Below are 20,531 nucleotides of genomic sequence, written 5' to 3' on the forward strand. Positions count from 1 at the left end.
TAACCATTAGCGGAGTGATGGTTGTCTAAGCTCTTTCTATCGGTGAAATCGGAAACTTAGCTTTAAGTCTTTTGTAGACACCACGGAACTAAGTAGCAATCCTATACATATTAAGCTCGCAGCAGTTGTGCTTCCGCCATAGGATAGAAATGGAAGTGGGTCACCTATTATAGGTAATAGGCCTATTGTCATTCCGATATTTATAAAGAAATGAGCACCAAAAAAGGCGAAAACCCCGATAGATATTAACTTAGAAAAGTAATTTTTTGACCTGTAAGCAATGGAGAATATTATAGCAAGCAATGTGGTATAGAGTAAAATCAAAGCCATGCTGCCTAAGAACCCCCATTCCTCACTAAGTACCGCAAAAGCAAAATCTGTGCGTTTCTCTGGCAAAAATCCAAGTTGAGTTTGACTCCCATTAACAAACCCCTTACCAAACAAACCTCCTGAACCAATAGCTATTTGAGATTGCTGTGCATTATAACCTATTCCAAGTGGATCTAATGATGAATCCAAAAATGATAATATCCTTTGCTTGTGATAAGGGCGCAAAAAAGGACAAATAGCTGGTATTGCGAAAATGCCAAGCGTTCCAAAAATTATTAAATGAGGTCTTTCCATTATTGCTGTGAATATAATTGATGCTCCTATAAACAATATTATTACAGCTGTTCCTAAATTAGGTTGCTTCAATACAAGGAATAGAGGTAAGAAAATAATTATAAGTGGCTTAAATAAACTTTGAAATTTCATCATTTTATACACACTTTGTTGATTAAAATAACGAGCAAGTGCAAGTATTAAGACCACTTTTACAAATTCTGATGGTTGTAAACTAATTGACCCAATTCTTATCCATCTCGTTGCACCCATTATATGCGAGCCAAAAAAATTTACTGCTAACAGCGCAATTACTGCTGCTATGTAAAAAAAATAAGCGTTCTTCAAATAAAAATCTAGCTCTATAAATGACATAGCTATAGCAAGCAAAAGGAAGAAAGAGAATATAACCAATTGGTGAATTGCAAATGGAGCCCACTTTCCTCCAGCAGAAGAATATTGAACAACAATGCCAACGCAAAGCAGAGCTATTACGTTCATGACTAATAATAAGTTAATCTTCTTCAGCTTATCCACAGCGAAAACTTTACAGACTTTTAGATAAAATAAAACATAAGAAAATCAAAAAGCAAATTTATTAATTACCAACCGAATTGGATTACTATATATCCCAGTTATTACCGTTAAAATTGCCATAAATAGTAGACAAAAGAGCATAAGCAATGGTACCTCATTAAGTGTCATTTCAGTGTTTGATGCTGCGCTATTTTCAAAATACATTTTCTCTACCAACCTCCACATATATATTAGTGCAAGAAAAGAGCCACCAGCAAAAACTGTAAGGGAAATCCATGCATGAGATTCAAGAATTGCTTGCATCATATACCACTTACTTACAAAGCCATTTGTCAATGGTACACCGATTAATGCTAAACTAAGTAGAGTAAATGCGATTGTTGTACAGAGCATTGACTTTTTTAGTCCTGACAAATTTTCTATCTTTGTCATACCAAATTTATAAGAAATACACCCTGCAACCATGAATAAAGACGTTTTTATCATGCTATGATTTACTATGTGAAGAACTGCTGAAAACAAACCTGATTTTGAATTTAAACCCAGCATTAAAAGTATATAGCCAATCTGACTGATACTGGAGTGAGCAAATAGTCTTTTTATATCTTTTTCGATTATTGCAGATATTGATCCAAATACAATAGCGCAAAGTGCGAGGATAATTATCACATTGTGCAGTGGTAAGAAAAAATTTTGCTGAAAAATATTGTAAAAGATTCTGATAAAAACATATATCATCACTTTGGTTACTGTACCTGAAAAGAATACGCCAATGAAGCTTGGTGCTCCACTATACGCATTAACTAGCCATTTACTGAGTGGAAAAAGTGCCATTTTGATTGAGAGACCAACAAAAATGAATAATGTACCAAGTCTTATGATGTTATTATCATATAATGGTACTATTCTTTCAGCCATGTCAGACATGTTGAGCGTTCCGGTCATAGAGTATAAAAGGCCGATGCCAAACAAGTAAAATGTTGCTCCTACAGTACCACTAATGAGGTATTCAAATGCTGCAACTAAAGCTTTCTTATCCCTTCCCATGGAAACTAAAACATAAGAAGAAAGAGATGAAATTTCCAAAAAAACATAAAGATTGAATATGTCGTTTGTTACTAGAATCCCGAGTAGTCCGCTTAAGCACAGTAGAAATAGAGAATAAAAACCAGTGATCTTGTTTTTGCTAATTTCTTTTTCGTTAATATAAAAGCTATAAAGCACGCTAATAAGGGCTATAAAATTCACCAAAGTTAGAATCAAGGAGTTCAATATGTCGATTCTCAACTCTATTCCGTATGGAGGAGCCCAATCTCCAAGATAATAAGTTATAATTTCACCATTGTATGTTTTTACTAGCAACATTAATGAAATAAAGAAAGTAGCTGCCGTTGTAAAAAAAGAGATAAACCAGGACACCCCATGTTTCCTGGTAAGAAAGCAGAACATCGATGCAATTATTGGTATAATAACTTGTAGAATTGGTAATTGCATTAAACTGTTGTTAATACATCGTTAAAGTATTAGTATATATAATACTTTTCGTTTTAATACCTTTATGTTATCTAAAATTTATAATTCAGTAACAAACTTATTAAGGAAAAAAGGTGAACTTATAGGTAGGGATGAAAACGGAAATTCTTACTATGAGTCAAGTAAAGGGAAAAGATGGGTAATATATGGTAATGTTTCTGAGCCTACAACAATTCCTCCAGCATGGCATATATGGCTGCATTATACTGATAATGCAGTACCAATTAATAATAATACAGGAAAAACTCCTAATTTAACGGGTACAAAAGATGCATACTACCCAAATCAAAAGGTGAAAAACTACTATGAAAGCTGGAATCCTAGTAATTAAAGATGCGAAGGTCAAATATACTTGAAATAATTTCTGGATCATTTGTATTAATTTTCACCATTTTTCTTGTCTTCTTCGCTATTAATAAGCTATCTTACATAAAGAGAAACTATAAGGATTGCTATAAAATACATGGCCTTTTTACTGATGCTAACGGTGTAGAGGTTGGTGATAGTATCAAGGTCTCTGGTGTAGAAATCGGAAGCATAACTGGCGTATCGCTCGACAAAGCTACCTACATAGCACGAATCGATATGTGCATAAGCAGAGACATAAAGTTGCCAATTGATAGCTCAGCTCTAATCTCTAGCAGTGGGGTTTTTGGTAGTAAATTTATTAATATATCACCTGGTGCAGATCCTAAATTAATTTCACACGGTGGTAAAATAGCACATACTCAAGCTGGAGCAAATATGGGTGGAATAGTGGATAAAATTATTGGCATGTTTACAAAGTGAGAATAAGAACACATAAGCCAACTTGGCCTATGTACAATTAAGGTATTTTTCTATCAATAGCTTGAAGTTGTTCAGCATTTGAATTATCAAGATTTCTGCTAGTTTTTACATTCCTAATAATCTCAATAAATGCTTGTACTTTCAGTATAGGAGTGTTTTTTTACGTACTTAGGGAAGTGTTAAATAAACTGTATCAAACCGAGAAGCAACAATAAAATAGAAAAAATGGAGGTTTGACAATGAGTCAAGCAAACAGAACTACCGGTTTGGTAGACTATTTAGAAATAAATATCTTATCGTCTATACGAGAAGGAAGACTATTGACGGGAAGAGATGGTACATTAACACCGTTTGTAAAAAGGCTACTGGAAGCGATTCTGGAAGGTGAAATAAAAATCACTTGTCGGCTTAAAAGCGAAGAAAATAACCGAAGAAATTGAAGAAATTCAAAGACTTTACGGACAAGTGTAGGTTCATTTGAGTTATTGACACCAAGAGATAGGGAAGGAAGCTTTGAGCCACAAGTAGTCAGAAAAAGGCAAACAACCGAACTTGAAGCAAAGGTTTAAAGTACATATGCCATTGGCATGGTATATAGAGATATAAAATATCTGTAGCAGAGATATCAAGTATTACTGATAAATTATTGCCTGTAATCAATGATTGGCGTAGTCGTCCACTGCAATCAGTGTATCCAATAGTGTTTATGTTTTTTTAAGGTCAAAAAAGATAGGTATTGCGTAAGTAAATATATGTAAAATATATTGGCAGAATGAAAGGAAAGAAGTTTTGGGCTTTTATATAGCAGAAAGTGAGGGAGCTAACTTTTTGCTAGGGATGTTAAATGACTTAAAAGAGAAAGGAGTAGAAGATATCCTGATTGTATGTGTAGATGGGCTAAAAAGCTTTCCTAAAACAATAAACAGTGTATTTCCTAAAGCAGAAATACAACTATGTATTGTACATCAGATAAGAAATTCATTGAAATATGCATCGAGCAAAGATGTGAAAATTTTCATGAATGATTTGAAAAAATATAACGTGCTGCAAGTAGATAAATTGCCGAAAATTATTTGCTTAAGCTAGAGGAAAAATGGGGAGAAAAATATACTTTAGTTTTGGGAGAATAATTGGGAAAATCTTTCTAGTTATTTTAAATATTCCGGCCCTGTAAGAAAATTAATTTATACCACAAATCCTATTGAAGGGTTACATAGACAGATCAGAAAATTTACTAATAAGGGCTCATTTACTAGCACAAATGCCTTATATGAACAGGTATATTGTGCTATAAAAAAGGTAGGATAAAAATGGGCTATGCCTATACATGATTGGGCTTTGACTACGTCTCAACTTAATATCTTTTTTTTTCTTGTAGGTTAAAAATTGAGTTCAACTAAAAATACGGTTTGACACAGTTTATTTAACCATACGTGTCAAGTTAAGAAGAAGTGAGGTAAAGTTGGTGTAAAGAAAAGAAAAAGAAGATATAAGTTCTCTTAAATTTAACAAACAAAATGGAGAACTTATACAATAAAAAGAATAGTTTGCATCTCAAAAAAGCTCAAAGAATTTTTTAATGAAAAAGCAGATAAAATCTCAACTACAACAGGATTCATAAAAAGTAAAGAGGAAGCTAAAAGGCTCATCGTTTGTAAAAGCCATAGTCTTGGGTAATATAGGGATTGATAATTGTAGTATAGATACAATTTGTCAATTATTGAATGGAGACTCGATAAATATAACAAAACAAGGTCTGGACTTTAGATTTACCAAGGAAGCAGTGGAATTTATGAAAAGAATGTATAATGAGTCTTTAGTTTTATTTAAAAATATCTTAAAGGTTGATTGCAGAATTTTGAAGCACTTTAGAAGTGTTAAGCTATTGGATAGTAGCTATATCAGCCATACCTAATGGTATGGAAAATATATATAAAGGTTATGGTACTAGCTACAGTGTTTATGAAAGTAATACTAAGTATAGAATAAAGTTACAATTAGTTTTTGACTACCTAACCCAGACATTAGAGCAGCTTAATATAACTGAGGGAATAAGGTCAGATCAGGGGTATAGAAGACATTTAAGCAATATATCGAGCAATGATTGACTAATATCTGATTTGGGTTATTTTGTGCCAAGTTCCTTTAAACAAATCAATGGAGCCGGAGCTTATTTTATAAGTCGTTATAAATCTGGTACCAACATATATGGTACAGAAACAAATCAAAAAATAGAGTTATTAGAATGTTTAGAGGATAAATTGTTTCTAGAAAATGAGGTGCTATTAGGAAAAGAAACAAAAATTAAAGTGAGAATTATATGTCACAAATTAACTGAAGAACAGTCTATAATTAGAAGAAGGGCTAATAGGTTAGCAAAATCACATGGATATACATCTTCTCAAAAGAATCAAAAATTGCTGGATTGGTCGATATTCATAACTAACGTTCCAGAAAATAAAATTAGTGCTGATCAGGTATTAATAATTTACCGAGTAAGATGGCAGATTGAATTATTATTTAGATTGTATAAGAGTCACATCAGGCTTGACGAACTTACAGGAAAACCATACAGAGTATGGTGTAAACTATACGCTAAATTGTGCGCAATTCTTATATTTCATGGAATAGTTGGTTGTACAGAACTAAAAAAGAGTACAGAACTTAGTCTAATAAAGGAATTTATTGAGCTTAAAAGGCGAGTTAGACAGCTATTCTTAACATTAAATTGTGTAGTCAGTAAGGTACAAATTTTCCTCAAAAAAACTCGTCTTAACCTGATCAAAATTCTCCTTAAAAGACAAATATAGAAAAACAAGAATATCAACTTTGAGTGCACTAAATTTCCTCATTTTCCCTTAACTTGACGCGTATGGTTTATAGAACAGGAAAAGGCAAAGTGTACAAATGAAGTAGCTGATAAAGTTGTAGCTGATGTGAGGTTGAGAGGAAAAGAAGATAAATCATTTACTGCATGGGTATCGTTAAAAGAAGGCAGAGGTGAGTTAAATTTGATAACTCATTTCCTGGTAAGGCCTTAAAGGATAGTAATCTAAAAATTGGAGCTTTTACATTGGTATCTCCAGACGATAAAAGGTTGGTGCGTGTTTCACAAAGTGATGATTGTGTAAGGCTTTATCAAATACTAAATGAGTCTTGTATAATTAAATTTAACTGGAAAGTGGGTGATAGAGATTGCAGTATTGCTTTAAATATTAGTGGAAATGGTAACGTATTTTGTACTGATTTAAGTGATAATATAAGTCCTGAGGACTTCGAGGAAAACAAAGCTGTAAAAATAAATTGGCTATTATGAGAATAAGAAGATGGATAAATATAATGACATGACTCTAGCAAAATTGGTCTCATTGGCTTCAAACTTACAAGGAATTGAAAAAGAAGTTATAACAATTAATCCATCAACAGGTGTAACAAGTGCAAGTGCACAGAATGTTAGTGAGTCTCAGCATTCTCAAAATATTAAATAGAAATTGCTAGCGCATTAATTATCGTACACATACACCGTTGCATGCAGCAACGGTGTATGTGTATAATCAATAGGATTTGTAAGTTCAATAAAGTTTACAACCAATTTGAAAGTTATTTTACTACATGCAAGACTCTGAAATACTAGAAACTCTAAAGATCAAAACATTAGAAGCCGAAAAAGGAGGAGGTCCTGATAGGGTTAACAAGCAACATGAAAAAGGAAAGCTAACCGCTAGAGAAAGGCTGAGTATATTGCTCGATGAAAATTCATTTCAAGAGTATGATAAGTTTGTGAAGCATCACGCAAATGATTTTGGCATGCAAAATGCTGATTTTTTAGGTGATGGAGTTGTAATTGGCCATGGTACTATATATGGCAGAAAAGTTTTTGTTTATTCTCAGGATTTCACTGTCTTTGGTGGATCACTTGGTGCATCACATGCAAAAAAAATATGCAAAATTATGGATATGGCAATTAATGCCAGAATTCCAATTATCGGACTAAACGATTCTGGTGGAGCCAGAATCCAAGAAGGAGTAAATTCCCTTGCTGGTTACGGAGAAATTTTTCAAAGGAATGTAAATGCATCAGGCGTTATACCACAAATCTCTCTAATCATGGGCCCATGTGCTGGCGGTGCAGTTTACTCTCCAGCGCTAACCGACTTTATTTTCATGGTAAAAAATAGCTCATACATGTTTATAACCGGACCAGATGTAGTGAAAAAAGTTACATACGAGAACGTAAGCTACGAAGATCTCGGTGGAGCAAAAATTCATACGAGTAAAACAGGAGTAGCAGATTTTGCATTCAATAATGAAGTTGAAATGCTACTAGAAATGCAAAAATTCTTCACCTTTTTGCCAGCAAATAATCAAGAGTTGCCAAAAACTTTACCAATCTGCGAATTAATTGATGATGTTGATGAATCTTTGAACACTCTAGTTCCTAGTAATCCTAATACTCCTTATGATATGTATGAACTCATTGAAAAGGTGTGTGATGAAAGGAAATTTTTTGAACTAAAACCCGATTTTGCTCGTAACATCATAGTTGGCTTTGGCAGAATTGGAGGAAATACTACTGGTGTTGTTGCAAATCAACCTATGCACCTTGCAGGATGCTTGGATATTGACTCTTCAAGAAAAGCTGCGAGGTTTGTAAGATTTTGTGACGCATTTAACATTCCCATCATCACACTTATTGATGTTCCAGGGTTTTTACCTGGCACGAATCAAGAATACAATAATATAATACAACACGGAGCGAAACTGCTTTACGCTTACGCTGAAGCGACCGTGCCGAAAATTAGCCTTATCACTAGAAAAGCGTATGGTGGTGCATATATTGTTATGAACTCAAAGCATTTAAAAGGTGACATAAATTATGCTTGGCCAACCGCTGAGATAGCTGTAATGGGCCCTGAAAGTGCAGTTGAAATTATATTTAGGCATGAAAAAGACCAGCAAACGTTAATCAAAGAATATAAAGAGAAATTTGCTAATCCATTTTTTGCTGCATCAAATGGATACATTGATGACATTATAGTGCCAAGTAAAACAAGGCATCACTTTCACAAAGCATTAGAGCTACTTAAAAATAAGAAAGTAGAAAGAATATGGAAGAAGCATGATAATCTTCCTTTGTAACTTTCCTCTCAGTCTTTACTGTAAGGTCTACAGTGCCGTTACACCAAGACTAGCGCTTGGATTACCAATAACGCTATTTTGGGTTCTTTTTTCTACAATATATTCTTACCTTAGCTAAAATTTACTTCCGCGTGTTTTAAATCTGATTATAATTACAATTAGGGATACTTTTAGAGCTCAAAAATTGATCTTTGTCTGCAGACTTTTTTTTATTAAACAATCGAACTCATACAAAAATGTAGTGTTCCTCTTCAGCGTATGTGGGTGCATACACACATACTTGATTTCTGTCGTATGTGCACTGCATTTTTTCTAATCTTTTTTTTCATAGGCGGATTTTATTTTCAGAATTCCAGATACTTGACCTTTACTTTAGCTAATAAAAACCAACTGGTACCTACGGTTTTTATAGCCTCAAAATTTCAATCAAAATTCAACTATTATTCAAAGAAACTTATAGTTATTCTTAGTGTTATTACTGTAGTAACAGCGCTATGATGATAAGAATATGGAATCCTTTATAACTTTCTTCTCATTCTTTATTATAAGGTGTTCCATAATATGGAAAGAGTAAAGTTTTAAAGAGATAATTAAAATTATCCTTATCACCTACTTAGCAATAAATTATGTTTGCTTAATCGTAATTACTTATACTTCTTCAATGTCCTGTTTTATTTATGGCAAACATTAAGCTTAAAAATGTACACAGTCTATTAAATTATATTATTTGTTTTTTTCCTTATATACATTCAGTATATGCATTCTGCTATTGCTTTAGATAACTCTTCATCACATTTAAAAAACTTACCTGATTTTTACCTTTTAGAAAACCTTTTGATAATATAGAAAAAATTATTAGAACTGACAATTTTAGAAGTTTTGATCTTGATAAAAGAAATAAGATTTATACCAATGCTCATAATAGTATCAGTCTTGTAAATATTATTAATAAAATTATCTTAGCTCAAGATCACTTATTCATACTAGAAAGTAAGCTGTATAATATAGTACTTGTTGATAATACCAATCTTAGTAGAACTATAGGTGCTGCAGGAAAGGACTATGTAATTATTGAGGGAAGCTTAAAAAAAATATCAAAGATTATACTAGAGTGACATCACATGAATTAATTCACAGATATATAGGACATATAATAGAGCAAGACAACGATAAGAAAAAGAAATAAAATATAAGTGGTTTTTTGAAGGATTTACGGAATTTTATGGAGTGAAAACCTTACTTGACACGAAACTTATTGATAAAGATGAGTACTTAAAAATAATTAATATTACTTTAATAGAGTATTTTAATTCTTTAATACCTGATATTGATTTCGAAAAAATAAATCAAAAGCATTTACTTGATCAAAACATAAGCATGTTGAGCTATAACAGAGGTTTTACTCTTGCAATGATAATTGATGAGAAATTAAATGAGGTTAGTAATGGAAGGTACAACTTATTAACTATTGTAAATAGTTAATAAGTGAAATAACTTCAAAGCAAGTTAATTTTAATGTTGACTTATTTGCAAGTCATTTAAAACATTACTCACCAGAGTCTCTTATAAAAGATATCATAGCCTCTATAAGAGATTCTAGCATACTTCTCAGTTTGTTACCTAGTAGATTACTCAATAAAAATTGAGCTTTCCAAGATACTGATAAGTATAGTGATATATGCTTTAATTTAACTAGAAGCCTAGAATCACAAAAGATACGTGGGTTAAATTAGGTAGTAACTGCCATAATATGGGACTCAAGGATGGTCAAGAACTAGAATGCTATAGTATTGACTTTAATGGTGGTAATATTAAGTTAAAAGTCCTTGAAAACAAGATAACGAAAGTTATACATTTGAAAGCCAACAAAATAACGAGTAGCACTCCAATATATAAAGAGCTCAGATAAATGCTTGACAAAAGCTATAGTAAACCTAGACTTTGCCATTTTAAGGAGAAATAATTATGGCAAACAATAAAGGAAAACCAATTGGATTTATTATTAGAGCTTCTTAGCGCTAATATCGTCCAAGTTAGTAGTAGTTTCATACTTAAAAGAATAGAAAAGCTTTCAAGTAATTTTCATGGTAGAAATAATCACAGTAGCCATTGTCAGTTTGATAGAGATGATGGAGGGCATGGTAATATATGCTGGGCAGATAAGATTACAGAAAACCTGACTGACAATTATCACAAAAAGGATAAAGAAATTTCTATATAACTTTTACGGTAAAAATAACTACTTTGAACATATTGTCAATTTGATAGGTATAAAGTGAGCGTCCAATACATGTTAGGTTGCTGCGATAAAAAGAGCTTGATTATAGGTAATTATGAAACCCAAAAAAGCTGGTATTATACTTAAAACTATAGAAAGGTGTAATATTAATTGCACCTACTGTTAGTACTTTAATAAAGCTGACCAATCGTGACGCAATCGAGAGCCTCATATATCGATGGAAATGATTGATAAGTTCAATGATCTTATTTCTCAAGGAGAACATGTGTCCCTCATAAGTTTGTTGAATATAACATAAGCAATACTAGTTGGGATAAGTTCTTATCAGATAAATTTTTAATAACTTTTTGAGTGATATGGAAAATAGGCCTGAAGATTGTAAGCAGTGTTGCTATGAAAATATTTGTGGTGGAGGAAGTTATGGTAACAGGTTTAACCCTGCCAACGTAAATTTTAATAATCCTTCAGTATATTGCGAGGGATTTTTGGCAAAGGATTATACAATTTCTTTTAATGCATGGATTTTCTAAAGAAAAATTACGGCAGTTATTATTGAATAGTAATACTGAAAAAGCAGCTTAATGGTAGTGTATAAAAGGTATTTACTAGACGTTTTTCTATAATTTAATTAGCATCTAGAGGGTTGACTTTATGAATATCGTCCTCTAAACTGCCGTTACCAAGATTCGAACTTGGGACCTCGTCATTACCAATGACGTACTCTACCACCTGAGCTACAACGGCAAGTTCACGTATTATGATAATGAATAACATGAAAAGAAATAAGAAAAAAGAAGAAGAGAGAAAAAGATTGGCAAAAGCTTTAAAGCAAAACATTCTAAAAAGAAAAAAACAGCAACAGAGTAGACAAGATGCCAGAACTCCCAGAAGTGGAAGTAATCTCTAACTTCTTATTTGATAAAATCAAAAATAAGAAAATAAGCAATGTGACAGTCAATAATTGTAATTTGCGTGTACCAATGACGAAGAATATTGATGATTTGCTAAAGGGCAAAGTTATAAATGATATCAAGCGTAGAGGTAAATATATAATCTCGAATATAGATGCTAGTATGGCTTTAATCATACACCTTGGCATGAGCGGAAAGCTTATATATGCTGAAGACAATCAAGCACAGAACAAACATAATCATGTGATATTCTTATTTTCTGACAACACTTCACTAATCTTTAATGACCCAAGAAGGTTTGGATTAGTGATTGTTTTAAACAGAGAGCAAGAACTAAATTTTTTTAACAACCTAGGAATAGAACCCCTCACAGATGAATTTGACGGACATTATTTACAGAAGTTGCTAAAGAACAGAAAAGCAAATATCAAATCAGTATTAATGAATAATAAGCTAATAGTTGGCGTAGGTAACATATATGCTTCTGAGAGCTTATTTAGAGCTCGCATATCACCACTTAGGCTAGCACAAGATTTAACATATATAGAGTGCGAAAAACTTGCTATCGAAATAAAAAATACTCTGAGTGATGCAATTGCTGCTGGTGGTTCAACACTGAAAGATTATGCACAACCATCTGGATCTGCTGGATACTTTCAAAATAACTTTTACGTATATGGTAAAGTGCAAAAACCTTGCAGAGTCTGCAACAATATCATAACACTTATACGACAAAATGGTCGTAGCACTTATTTTTGCAATGCATGTCAAAATTAAATTTTATTTTTGCATATGGCACTCTTACCTGAAAAAGATCCTTTTGATTTGTTCTCAAAGTGGTATCAAGAAGTACTTAATTTTCCGTGTAAAGAGTCAACTGCAATGATGCTAGCAACGTGTAGCAAAGACTGCATTCCATCTGCAAGAGTGGTATTACTAAAGGAATATAGTAAAGAAGGTTTTGTGTTCTTTACTAACGTAAACAGTAGAAAAGGAAAAGAATTGACTGAGAACCCCAAAGCTGCACTCGTATTTCATTGGACAGAATTTTCTAGACAAGTACGAATTGAAGGAGAAGTTATGCTTCTAAGCGGCAAAAAGGCTGACGAATATTTCTCTTCTCGAGCACGTAATAGTCAAATTAGCGCGTGGTGCTCAAAACAATCAAGAGTTCTGAAAAATTGGCAAGATTTTGAGCAGGCTATAGAATTGAAAGAGAAAGAATTTCACAATACACAAGTTTCTCGTCCTGACTTTTGGGTGGGATTTTGCGTAATCCCAAAGGTAATTGAATTTTGGCAAGAAGGTGAATATAGGAGACACACTAGGTTTAGATATACTCTTGTTGAGAAAAGCAATTGGAAAGTGGAGCAATTATATCCCTAACGTTAGAGAAAGCTACTCTGCAGATCAAAGATAAGGATTTATTGTCATAACAGGACCTGATCAAGTAACTTTTTATGGCTTAAAAACTTGTTGTATGTAACGTATTCTAATACTTACGCAAAATATTTTAGTGCATTCTCAAATATGAGCATTCCATCACCATATTTTGGCATAGCTACTCCTGAACGTTTACATTTTTCTTTTTCAAGAGGCCAGTTATCCTGCTGAGTAAAAAATATTCCTCTCTCTGGGTGAGGCATTAAAGCTAAAACTCTACCGCTTTTGTCTGACAAAGCTGCCAGGTCGTATATAGATCCGTTTGGATTGTAAGGAAATTGTAAATTTGCATAGTCACCATTTTCATCAACGTAATGCAGTGCAACGGAATTATTTTCAATCAATTGATTTAAAATATCTTGATCCATAAAAAACCTGCCTTCTCCATGAGCAACAGGAAGATATAGCTCACTCAGGCCCCGTAGCCAAACAGAACTACTCTGCGGATTAACTCTCACTCTAATCCAACGACATTGGTAATTACCTATATCATTAGAGGTTAAAGCTAGATTAGAGAATTCTGGAACTAATTTTACTAATATCTGGCAACCATTACATATCCCTATAATAAGCTTATCCTGAGATAAGAAATTTTGAAATTCGTCTAACAAGTTGTTTTTTATACGCAAAGCAAATGCATTACCAGCGCCAGTATCATCACCATAGGAAAAACCTCCTGGAATTGCAAGTATATTGCTTAATTTCAGTTCACTTGGATTATCTATAATATCATTAATGTGAACGATTTTTACTTCAATATTATTAATACCAAGCTTTCTGCTGCATTCCATAAATGCAAATGCAGTTTCTTTTTCGCAATTTAAGCCATAACCAGATAGGATTGTAATTTTCATGAATCAAAAAACTCGAACTTTCTTTTTACAAAATTTGCTATTAAATTCAAAGCAAATAGCATTAACAATAAAGCTATAATTGCAATGGCAGCAAGCTCAATAAATGCAATTTCAGGACTACTTGACCATATGTATATTTGTACAGGTAAAACAGTTGCCGGATCGAAGAAGGATGTAGGTGTATCAGCAATAAATGCTACCATGCCTATCATAAGTAAAGGGGAAGATTCGCCTAAAATCCTTGCAATTGCAAGCACTGCACCATGTATTATCCGTGGCAACGCAATCGGTAAAGAGTGATCCAATATCACCTTGATGTGAGGTGCACCTAGCGCAAATGCTGCATCTTTTATTGCAATAGGAACGTTTGTAAAGGCATTTTTTGTTGCAATAATGATATTAGGCAGCATCATAAATGAAAGAGTCATCCCACCAACAAGCGGTGAAGAACGGGGTAAACCAAATATGCCCAAGTAGAGAGTCAGTCCTACCACACCAAATATTATAGAAGGCACTGCAGCAAGGTTATTCATGCTAATTTCTACAATACTGGTGATTATCCTATTTCTAGGCATAAATTCATAGAGACAGATACCTGACATAATTCCTATTGGCAATGCCAACGCTAAACATACTATAATTATCATTAATGAACCGATAAATGCCCCTAAAATCCCTGCATTCTCAGGCTCACGAGAATCAGACTTAAGAAACAGAGACTTATTAAAAAATTTTCTTACTCTTCCCTTCTCTTTTAACCAATCAAGTAATTTAGCATAATGATCATTCAAGCATTTATTTTTATATAGTGAATTGATCACACTCGATGCGGTAAACCAGATCTCATATTCACCACTATCTTTCACTTTCTTACGAAAAAATTTCTCTAGTTCTTTGTAAGAATCGCGACTTAAAATTTCGTCACTGTCTTTAAAATCAGTTTCTTTAAACACCTTACGTAAAGAATCGTTGAGTAAGCCAATGGACTTATACCGCAAATCACTAGGATTATTTGTTAAAGTAAGATCAGCATTTATTTCAACTGGCAATAAAATTTTCGTCACTGTTAAAGCACTATAAGAGTTAACTAATATACTTAGTAATATACATATAGGACACCCAACTGAGACAATCAGTGCTGTAAAAGAGCAAAAGCATAAAATGCTGTTCTTTTTATTTTTTCTTTTTACACGAGCATGTACGCGCTTAGATTGAAGCAACTTAAGGAAGTTTTTCTTTATTATACCCATTTACTTTTCTTTACATGAGGATTTGAAAAGACTTTCCCATTTTCCAGTGCTTGACACTGAGATCTAACAGGCTTTGCCTGCAAATAATTTTTATATTTCTCATGAAAGCACAAGCCAAAAGGAGAATATGGATCCCAGTGTCAAACATTGCGATGACACCACAGCGGGAGACAAAGTACAGTTGTGCGTCACACATTGGAATAATAAGAGAGGGTTTTGAGATGATACAATCGACATCACTCCCTATTGTATCTACTTAGATTTTTTTTTAACATAAGTAGTACGTTCTTTGATCCTTGCAGCCTTCCCAAATAGCTTGCACAGATAATATAATTTTGCTCTACGGACCTTTCCCTTTCTCATCACTTGTACTGAAATTAATGCAGGAGAGTAAACAAAAAATTGTGATACTATACTTTCTCCATGACTTACCTTTCTAACTGAAAAAGAAGAGTGTAGTCCACGATTTCTCTTTGATATACATACGCCCTCAAATATCTGTATACGCTCACCCATACTATCAACTACCTTAAAAGTGACCTTCAAATCATCGCCAGGACAAAAAGCTGGCATCTCTTTGGATAATCTTTGTATTTGTTGTTCGTTAAATTTTTCAAGCAAGTTTGTCATTTATCATCTCCATTCAACAATTCAGGTCGACGTTCCTTTGTTCTAATATATGACTGTTCCCTTCTCCAATCACTTATTTTTCTGTGATTGCCAGACAACAGAACCTCAGGAACTTTATACCTATTCCACTGCTCAGGCCTAGTATATTGAGGATATTCAAGCATACCGCCACTATAACTAAAACTTTCTTCAGCAACGCTATCGAAATTATTTACTACACCTGGAAGAAGCCTAATACATGCATCAAGAACCACCATTGCAGCTGGCTCACCTCCTGAAAGTATATAATCTCCGATACTCAACTCATGGGGAGTATACACATCAATTACTCTTTGGTCAACACCTTCAAATCGACCACACAATATTGTTACATGAGGAATTTCTGTTAGCTCCTTTGCAATGCTCTGATTAAATTTTGTACCAGATGGAGTCATATAAATAAATCTAGTATTTTTATGAGCAGAAAGCACATTATCAACTGCATTACCAATCACATCTGGGCGCATAACCATCCCTGCTCCACCTCCATATGGAACGTCATCCACAGTTGAATGTTTATCTTTAGCAAAAGAACGAATATTTACTATTTCAAGATTCCATATTTTTTTTTCCAACGCTCTTCCAGCAAGAGAATAGTTCAAAAACCCAGGGAACATTTCTGGAAATATGGTTAATACTGTAACACTAAACGTCATTAGCAAACTTGTAGTAAACTAAGCAGCAGTTTGATATTATCTTATAGTACACAGCTAAATTAATCATGTCACCGAATAAAATCATTTACGAAGGTAAAGCAAAATCCATTATAGCAACTGAAGACTCGTTAAATGTCATACAGCACTTTAAAGATGATGTTACAGCGTTCAACAAGGAAAAACATGAAATTATTGAGGGCAAAGGAATAATTAATAATCATGTTAGTGCTTTTATCATGGAAAAGCTCGAAGAAGCAGGAATTAGCACGCACTTTGTAAGCACTCTAAACGAAAGAGAACAGCTAGTCAAAAAACTCAAGATAATACCTCTTGAGATAGTGGTTAGAAACATTGCAGCTGGCAGCTTTTGCAAACGTTTTAACATCAAAGAAGGTGAGACACTTACATCTCCTATAATCGAGTTTTTTTACAAGAATGATGACCTAGCTGACCCAATGGTGAATGAAAATCACATACTATATTTTGGTTGGTTATCCAATAAAGAAATGGAAGAAGTTAAAACTACAACTTTAAAGATCAACAAAATCTTAGTCGACCTATTTTCAAATGCAAATATATATTTAATTGATCTCAAGTTAGAATTTGGCAAATTGATAAACAACAGCACTAAAATCATTTTAGCCGATGAAATCAGCCCTGATAATTGTAGGCTATGGGATAAAAATACTCATAAAAAGCTAGACAAAGATGTTTTCCGTTTAAACCTAGGAAAGTTAAAAGAAGCATACTCAGAAGTTGCAAAAAGACTGTCAGTAAAGTTAGACTAACTAAATACTACTCTATCAAGTGGAGGCTGACATGCTTCATCAAGTTTTCCAATAATCTCAATTTTTTCTCCACGCTTTTGGAAATGGCTTTCCACATCCTTCATACTATCGGGATCTACAATCAGTACTATACCTATGCCGCAATTAAATGTTTTTAACATTTCTCTCTTTTCTATTTTGCCTTCTTCTTTCAGCCATAAAAATATATCTGGCCATTTCCAAGAATTAATATTTATATCTACAAATAAATTTCCTGAGAGAATTCTTGGAATATTGTCTATTAACCCGCCACCTGTTATATGCGCAATGCCTTTTACCTTTGGCATAATAGGCAACAAAGAATCAACATATATCTTTGTTGGCTTAAGCAATATTTCACCCCAAGATTTATTATTCCATGGAGATATATCATTATAATTTATACCTAAGCTTTTAAAAATATGGCGCACCAAAGAGAATCCATTTGAGTGAATTCCATTTGATTCTAAACCAACTACACAGTCACCTGCTTTCATTATACTACAGTTTGGAAGAATTTGCTTTCGATCAACAACACCAACCACAAATCCTGCAAGGTCATAGTGATTGTTACCATACATTCCAGGCATTTCTGCAGTTTCTCCACCAACTAATGCTATTTTAGATTCCTTGCACCCTTCTGCAATTCCCTGGATTACAGACAATAAAACGTTTTTGTTTAAAACTCCTGTTGCAAAGTAATCAAGAAAAAATAAAGGTGTTGCTCCTTGTGCAAGTAAATCATTTACACACATTGCAACTAAGTCTATACCTATAGTATCATGCTTATTCATCTCTTGAGCTATTAATAGTTTTGTGCCCACTCCATCAGTTGAGGAAACAAGTACTGGATGGTCATATTTCTTACTCAGCGAAGAAAAGTCAAACAATGCGGAAAATGATCCTACTTCACTAGTTACTTCTTCTCCTTTAGTCCTTTCAATAATAGGTTTAACTTTTTTTATTAGTTCGTTATATAGTTTAAGGTCTATTCCAGATTTAGCATAAGTATTCATAACGCCTTCGTAAATCTTATAATTATTAATACTATATTAATGCTTTGACACAAAAAGCGCAACGAAACTTTCTCTTAAATTGACTACCACGTGCCTACTAATATAGGGTTAACTTAAATCATTTATACTTTTATCCAATGAATAAAAACATAATGTTAATAACAGAATGCCTATCAGGACGAATTCTTCATGATTTTGCTAGTTCTATGCAAGGAATAATGGGTGGATTGGAAGAGCTTGAAGAAAACAACTCTAATATGCAAAACGAAGCATTGTCATTACTCAAAGAAAGCTCCGATGATTTAATATATAAATATAAAGTTATGAAGCAAGCGTATTCTCATTCATCAGATAATTTCAGCTTTGTTAAGACTAAATCCAATATAGAAAATTATTTATTAAAAAAAAAGTAAAGCTTCAGTGGAGAGTAAGTGAATGTCCTACAGAAAACTTAATTGAAAAAATAAATAAGATAATTTCCAATATGGTGATAACTATAATCAGTGCAGTGGCACAAATTGAATTAGTGTCTATTTTACTGACTAAAACAGAAGATAAAACACTGCTCACTATAAAAGTAGTAAATGAGCATAAATCAATAAGTACATCATTAGTGAGCAAATTAACAAAAAAAAATGATATTCGTTTGGATACAAAAGACATTATTATCTATATGACTTCTTTACTGTTAGAACAGTATAACACTAAAATCAATTGCACTTGTGAAAGTAATTCACTGAATATAGGCTTAACTATAACTTGAGATGGCTTCATATTTCATAAAAACGAATCGATACTATAAATTTGAATCTTGGATAGGGAAAGGAAAAATTTTGTGGAGTAACTTAGACATAAAATCTGTAGTTAATTTGCAGGAAGTGTTAAATAAACCATAGGCGTCAAGTTAAGGAAATATCGTGAAATATAGCGACATTTGAGATAGGTATTTTATTTGTTACATTTATTTTTAGGGAGTTCTTATCTAGAAGAAGGTAATTTTTTCAGAATAGTCTATAAATTAATAACTTTATTACTTAATATATAAAATAGTTTTTTTTTCGTTTCCTTTCTTCCTTATACCACTTTTCCTTAACTTGACGCCTATGGTTTATTTAACACTCCCTAATTTACCTCACAACTCATTTTAACATATATGAAAATAATGTTTAAAGAATTTTTTCCTGCAGTAATGAATTATTATGAAGCTTGCATTTTCTGTCGCTTACTACTGGGATAGTTTGATAGTTGCAGTACATATCTATCAATGATAAAATAAAGATCAGTTTATTTTGATACTATGATTAGGGTACTCTTTGTTGCACTATTATTTTTTTGTGGTGGTTATGCACTTGCAAAACAGGAACCAAGACCAATAGCTGGTGATAACCACATAAAGGTAATGAATTATAATCCACAGGCTATACATAAGTACACGGGCTTTTATGGTTATCAATCCAGCATATTGTTTGAGCCGGGGGAGGTAATAGAGAGTCTTTCAATGGGTGATGCAGCCGGTTGGCAACTCCTTCCTCAAGGTAATAGATTATTTATTAAGCCTATAGATGATATTGCCGATACTAATGCAACTATAATTACCAATAAAAGAGTTTATTATTTCGAATTTCATGCCGAAGAAGCAACCGGGCTAGATGATCCAAGGTTAGCATATGAAGTAAGGTTTCTTTATCCACTGTTCAACAGTGATGAAATTTATTCAACGAGTAATGGTGATATTCTAGAGCAAGCTAGCTATACCACTATCCCTGATATAAGTGATATTGAGGTTATAAAGAAAGGCTTGAATTTTAACTATTCCATATCGCACGTTAAAGGCAGTCAATCAATAATACCAATTAAGGTTTTTGATGACGGAAAATTTACATATCTACAATTTAATAAAATAAACTCTGATTTCCCGGCAGTTTTTATGGTTGATTCTGCAGGAAATGAGTCCTTGATAAATTTTCGTACAGTTGATGACTACCTGATAATTGAAAGAGTAAACTCGGTATTTACCTTAAGAAACGGATCAAGTACAGTCTGCCTGTTTAATGAAAACATACCTTTCAAAAAAGGTAAGTGATTA

At 33.1% G+C, this 20,531-nt stretch carries 25 protein-coding genes, 1 tRNA gene and 2 pseudogenes; 20 read left to right on the forward strand and 8 right to left on the reverse strand.

Annotation, left to right across the window (positions count from 1 at the left end):
- Positions 1 to 36: 36 nt before the first annotated feature.
- Together rodA and wTKK_RS02080 are read right to left on the reverse strand one after the other, a co-directional pair.
- Positions 37 to 1,140 (reverse strand): rod shape-determining protein RodA, encoded by a 1,104-nt coding sequence (rodA, locus tag wTKK_RS02075; protein WP_407511784.1) that lies wholly within the window; start codon positions 1,138 to 1,140, stop codon positions 37 to 39.
- Positions 1,141 to 1,185: 45 nt separating this feature from the next.
- Positions 1,186 to 2,634: a proton-conducting transporter transmembrane domain-containing protein gene (locus wTKK_RS02080; RefSeq protein WP_407511786.1), complete on the reverse strand. Its 1,449-nt coding sequence runs from the start codon at positions 2,632 to 2,634 to the stop codon at positions 1,186 to 1,188.
- A gap of 64 nt (positions 2,635 to 2,698) precedes the next feature.
- On the opposite strand from wTKK_RS02080, the gene wTKK_RS02085 reads away from it, so the two are divergent.
- The 13 genes and pseudogenes from wTKK_RS02085 (at position 2,699) to wTKK_RS02145 (ending at position 10,822) form a co-directional block, all read left to right on the forward strand.
- Entirely contained in the window at positions 2,699 to 3,004 is a 306-nt protein-coding gene (locus wTKK_RS02085; protein ID WP_407511788.1) for an NADH-ubiquinone oxidoreductase subunit NDUFA12 family protein, read from the forward strand.
- Between the two features lie 2 nt (positions 3,005 to 3,006).
- Positions 3,007 to 3,462, forward strand: a complete 456-nt coding sequence (gene mlaD / locus wTKK_RS02090; RefSeq protein WP_407511789.1) for an outer membrane lipid asymmetry maintenance protein MlaD — start codon at positions 3,007 to 3,009, stop codon at positions 3,460 to 3,462.
- Positions 3,463 to 3,701: 239 nt separating this feature from the next.
- Complete coding sequence (locus tag wTKK_RS02095) at positions 3,702 to 3,902, forward strand: hypothetical protein (RefSeq protein WP_407511790.1); 201 nt, start codon at positions 3,702 to 3,704, stop codon at positions 3,900 to 3,902.
- 45 nt (positions 3,903 to 3,947) lie between these two features.
- Positions 3,948 to 4,031, forward strand: coding sequence for a hypothetical protein (locus wTKK_RS02100; RefSeq protein WP_407512209.1), 84 nt, complete (start codon positions 3,948 to 3,950; stop codon positions 4,029 to 4,031).
- Positions 4,032 to 4,108: 77 nt separating this feature from the next.
- Complete coding sequence (locus wTKK_RS02105; protein WP_407512210.1) at positions 4,109 to 4,180, forward strand: hypothetical protein; 72 nt, start codon at positions 4,109 to 4,111, stop codon at positions 4,178 to 4,180.
- 119 nt (positions 4,181 to 4,299) lie between these two features.
- Positions 4,300 to 4,770: pseudogene (locus wTKK_RS02110) on the forward strand (transposase).
- A 225-nt stretch (positions 4,771 to 4,995) separates the two neighbouring features.
- Positions 4,996 to 6,324: pseudogene (locus wTKK_RS02115) on the forward strand (IS4 family transposase).
- A gap of 211 nt (positions 6,325 to 6,535) precedes the next feature.
- On the forward strand, positions 6,536 to 6,778 hold the full coding sequence (locus wTKK_RS02120) for a hypothetical protein (RefSeq protein ID WP_407511791.1): 243 nt from the start codon (positions 6,536 to 6,538) through the stop codon (positions 6,776 to 6,778).
- 10 nt (positions 6,779 to 6,788) lie between these two features.
- Positions 6,789 to 6,950, forward strand: a complete 162-nt coding sequence (locus tag wTKK_RS02125; protein WP_407511793.1) for a hypothetical protein — start codon at positions 6,789 to 6,791, stop codon at positions 6,948 to 6,950.
- 124 nt (positions 6,951 to 7,074) lie between these two features.
- Positions 7,075 to 8,601 (forward strand): acyl-CoA carboxylase subunit beta, encoded by a 1,527-nt coding sequence (locus wTKK_RS02130; protein ID WP_407511794.1) that lies wholly within the window; start codon positions 7,075 to 7,077, stop codon positions 8,599 to 8,601.
- 1,227 nt (positions 8,602 to 9,828) lie between these two features.
- The gene (locus wTKK_RS02135; protein ID WP_407511795.1) at positions 9,829 to 10,083 is read left to right on the forward strand and encodes a hypothetical protein; all 255 of its coding nucleotides are present in this window, start codon (positions 9,829 to 9,831) and stop codon (positions 10,081 to 10,083) included.
- Between the two features lie 268 nt (positions 10,084 to 10,351).
- Positions 10,352 to 10,510, forward strand: coding sequence for a hypothetical protein (locus wTKK_RS02140; protein ID WP_407511797.1), 159 nt, complete (start codon positions 10,352 to 10,354; stop codon positions 10,508 to 10,510).
- A gap of 81 nt (positions 10,511 to 10,591) precedes the next feature.
- The gene (locus wTKK_RS02145; RefSeq protein WP_407511798.1) at positions 10,592 to 10,822 is read left to right on the forward strand and encodes a hypothetical protein; all 231 of its coding nucleotides are present in this window, start codon (positions 10,592 to 10,594) and stop codon (positions 10,820 to 10,822) included.
- Between the two features lie 689 nt (positions 10,823 to 11,511).
- Here the strand turns inward: wTKK_RS02145 and wTKK_RS02150 are convergent.
- Positions 11,512 to 11,584: transfer RNA gene (locus wTKK_RS02150), tRNA-Thr, on the reverse strand.
- Between the two features lie 19 nt (positions 11,585 to 11,603).
- On the opposite strand from wTKK_RS02150, the gene wTKK_RS02155 reads away from it, so the two are divergent.
- Genes wTKK_RS02155 through pdxH form a run of 3 tightly spaced genes read left to right on the forward strand, consistent with a single transcriptional unit; the run spans position 11,604 to position 13,137 of the window.
- Positions 11,604 to 11,747 carry a hypothetical protein gene (locus wTKK_RS02155; protein ID WP_407511800.1) on the forward strand — a complete coding sequence of 48 codons (144 nt, stop codon included), beginning with the start codon at positions 11,604 to 11,606 and terminating at the stop codon, positions 11,745 to 11,747.
- On the forward strand, positions 11,713 to 12,528 hold the full coding sequence (gene mutM / locus wTKK_RS02160; RefSeq protein ID WP_407511802.1) for a bifunctional DNA-formamidopyrimidine glycosylase/DNA-(apurinic or apyrimidinic site) lyase: 816 nt from the start codon (positions 11,713 to 11,715) through the stop codon (positions 12,526 to 12,528). The genes wTKK_RS02155 and mutM overlap by 35 nt, the downstream gene beginning before the upstream one ends.
- A 15-nt stretch (positions 12,529 to 12,543) precedes the next feature.
- Positions 12,544 to 13,137, forward strand: coding sequence for a pyridoxamine 5'-phosphate oxidase (gene pdxH / locus wTKK_RS02165; RefSeq protein WP_407511804.1), 594 nt, complete (start codon positions 12,544 to 12,546; stop codon positions 13,135 to 13,137).
- 113 nt (positions 13,138 to 13,250) lie between these two features.
- On the opposite strand, the gene wTKK_RS02170 is transcribed toward pdxH, so the two are convergent.
- The 4 genes from wTKK_RS02170 to trmD form a co-directional block, all read right to left on the reverse strand.
- Positions 13,251 to 14,048: a phosphoribosylformylglycinamidine synthase subunit PurQ gene (locus wTKK_RS02170; RefSeq protein ID WP_407511805.1), complete on the reverse strand. Its 798-nt coding sequence runs from the start codon at positions 14,046 to 14,048 to the stop codon at positions 13,251 to 13,253.
- On the reverse strand, positions 14,045 to 15,298 hold the full coding sequence (gene pstA / locus wTKK_RS02175) for a phosphate ABC transporter permease PstA (protein ID WP_407511807.1): 1,254 nt from the start codon (positions 15,296 to 15,298) through the stop codon (positions 14,045 to 14,047). The genes wTKK_RS02170 and pstA overlap by 4 nt, the downstream gene beginning before the upstream one ends.
- Before the next feature lie 252 nt (positions 15,299 to 15,550).
- The gene (gene rplS / locus wTKK_RS02180; RefSeq protein WP_407511808.1) at positions 15,551 to 15,928 is read right to left on the reverse strand and encodes a 50S ribosomal protein L19; all 378 of its coding nucleotides are present in this window, start codon (positions 15,926 to 15,928) and stop codon (positions 15,551 to 15,553) included.
- Entirely contained in the window at positions 15,925 to 16,623 is a 699-nt protein-coding gene (gene trmD, locus wTKK_RS02185) for a tRNA (guanosine(37)-N1)-methyltransferase TrmD (protein ID WP_407511810.1), read from the reverse strand. Before trmD ends, rplS begins: the two co-directional genes overlap by 4 nt.
- 65 nt (positions 16,624 to 16,688) lie before the next feature.
- Here trmD and purC point away from each other — a divergent pair, with 65 nt between their 5' ends.
- Entirely contained in the window at positions 16,689 to 17,411 is a 723-nt protein-coding gene (gene purC / locus wTKK_RS02190) for a phosphoribosylaminoimidazolesuccinocarboxamide synthase (RefSeq protein WP_407511811.1), read from the forward strand.
- Here purC and purM read toward each other — a convergent pair.
- Positions 17,408 to 18,445 carry a phosphoribosylformylglycinamidine cyclo-ligase gene (gene purM, locus wTKK_RS02195; RefSeq protein ID WP_407511813.1) on the reverse strand — a complete coding sequence of 346 codons (1,038 nt, stop codon included), beginning with the start codon at positions 18,443 to 18,445 and terminating at the stop codon, positions 17,408 to 17,410. The two genes, purC and purM, sit on opposite strands and share 4 nt — an antisense overlap.
- A gap of 137 nt (positions 18,446 to 18,582) precedes the next feature.
- Between purM and wTKK_RS02200 the strand changes: the two genes are divergently transcribed.
- The 3 genes from wTKK_RS02200 to virB9 all read left to right on the forward strand — a co-directional run bounded on the left by wTKK_RS02200 (position 18,583) and on the right by virB9 (position 20,528).
- Entirely contained in the window at positions 18,583 to 18,858 is a 276-nt protein-coding gene (locus tag wTKK_RS02200; RefSeq protein ID WP_407511814.1) for a hypothetical protein, read from the forward strand.
- Positions 18,843 to 19,208, forward strand: a complete 366-nt coding sequence (locus wTKK_RS02205) for a histidine phosphotransferase family protein (RefSeq protein ID WP_407512211.1) — start codon at positions 18,843 to 18,845, stop codon at positions 19,206 to 19,208. The genes wTKK_RS02200 and wTKK_RS02205 overlap by 16 nt, the downstream gene beginning before the upstream one ends.
- A gap of 534 nt (positions 19,209 to 19,742) precedes the next feature.
- Entirely contained in the window at positions 19,743 to 20,528 is a 786-nt protein-coding gene (gene virB9 / locus wTKK_RS02210) for a P-type conjugative transfer protein VirB9 (protein ID WP_407511815.1), read from the forward strand.
- Positions 20,529 to 20,531: the final 3 nt, after the last annotated feature.

Origin of the sequence: Wolbachia endosymbiont of Trichogramma kaykai, from assembly GCF_045765165.1 — a bacterium.
Lineage (GTDB): Bacteria > Pseudomonadota > Alphaproteobacteria > Rickettsiales > Anaplasmataceae > Wolbachia.

Bases quoted from the DNA above. Each gene is read 5' to 3' on its own strand.
- wTKK_RS02080 (WP_407511786.1), bottom strand. From the start codon at position 2,634: ATGCAATTACCAATTCTACAAGTTATTATACCAATAATTGCATCGATG.
- wTKK_RS02085 (WP_407511788.1), top strand. From the start codon at position 2,699: ATGTTATCTAAAATTTATAATTCAGTAACAAACTTATTAAGGAAAAAA.
- mlaD (WP_407511789.1), top strand. From the start codon at position 3,007: ATGCGAAGGTCAAATATACTTGAAATAATTTCTGGATCATTTGTATTA.
- wTKK_RS02095 (WP_407511790.1), top strand. From the start codon at position 3,702: ATGAGTCAAGCAAACAGAACTACCGGTTTGGTAGACTATTTAGAAATA.
- wTKK_RS02125 (WP_407511793.1), top strand. From the start codon at position 6,789: ATGGATAAATATAATGACATGACTCTAGCAAAATTGGTCTCATTGGCT.
- wTKK_RS02130 (WP_407511794.1), top strand. From the start codon at position 7,075: ATGCAAGACTCTGAAATACTAGAAACTCTAAAGATCAAAACATTAGAA.
- wTKK_RS02140 (WP_407511797.1), top strand. From the start codon at position 10,352: ATGGGACTCAAGGATGGTCAAGAACTAGAATGCTATAGTATTGACTTT.
- wTKK_RS02155 (WP_407511800.1), top strand. From the start codon at position 11,604: ATGAATAACATGAAAAGAAATAAGAAAAAAGAAGAAGAGAGAAAAAGA.
- mutM (WP_407511802.1), top strand. From the start codon at position 11,713: ATGCCAGAACTCCCAGAAGTGGAAGTAATCTCTAACTTCTTATTTGAT.
- pdxH (WP_407511804.1), top strand. From the start codon at position 12,544: ATGGCACTCTTACCTGAAAAAGATCCTTTTGATTTGTTCTCAAAGTGG.
- wTKK_RS02170 (WP_407511805.1), bottom strand. From the start codon at position 14,048: ATGAAAATTACAATCCTATCTGGTTATGGCTTAAATTGCGAAAAAGAA.
- pstA (WP_407511807.1), bottom strand. From the start codon at position 15,298: ATGGGTATAATAAAGAAAAACTTCCTTAAGTTGCTTCAATCTAAGCGC.
- rplS (WP_407511808.1), bottom strand. From the start codon at position 15,928: ATGACAAACTTGCTTGAAAAATTTAACGAACAACAAATACAAAGATTA.
- trmD (WP_407511810.1), bottom strand. From the start codon at position 16,623: ATGACGTTTAGTGTTACAGTATTAACCATATTTCCAGAAATGTTCCCT.
- purC (WP_407511811.1), top strand. From the start codon at position 16,689: ATGTCACCGAATAAAATCATTTACGAAGGTAAAGCAAAATCCATTATA.
- purM (WP_407511813.1), bottom strand. From the start codon at position 18,445: ATGAATACTTATGCTAAATCTGGAATAGACCTTAAACTATATAACGAA.
- wTKK_RS02200 (WP_407511814.1), top strand. From the start codon at position 18,583: ATGAATAAAAACATAATGTTAATAACAGAATGCCTATCAGGACGAATT.
- virB9 (WP_407511815.1), top strand. From the start codon at position 19,743: ATGATTAGGGTACTCTTTGTTGCACTATTATTTTTTTGTGGTGGTTAT.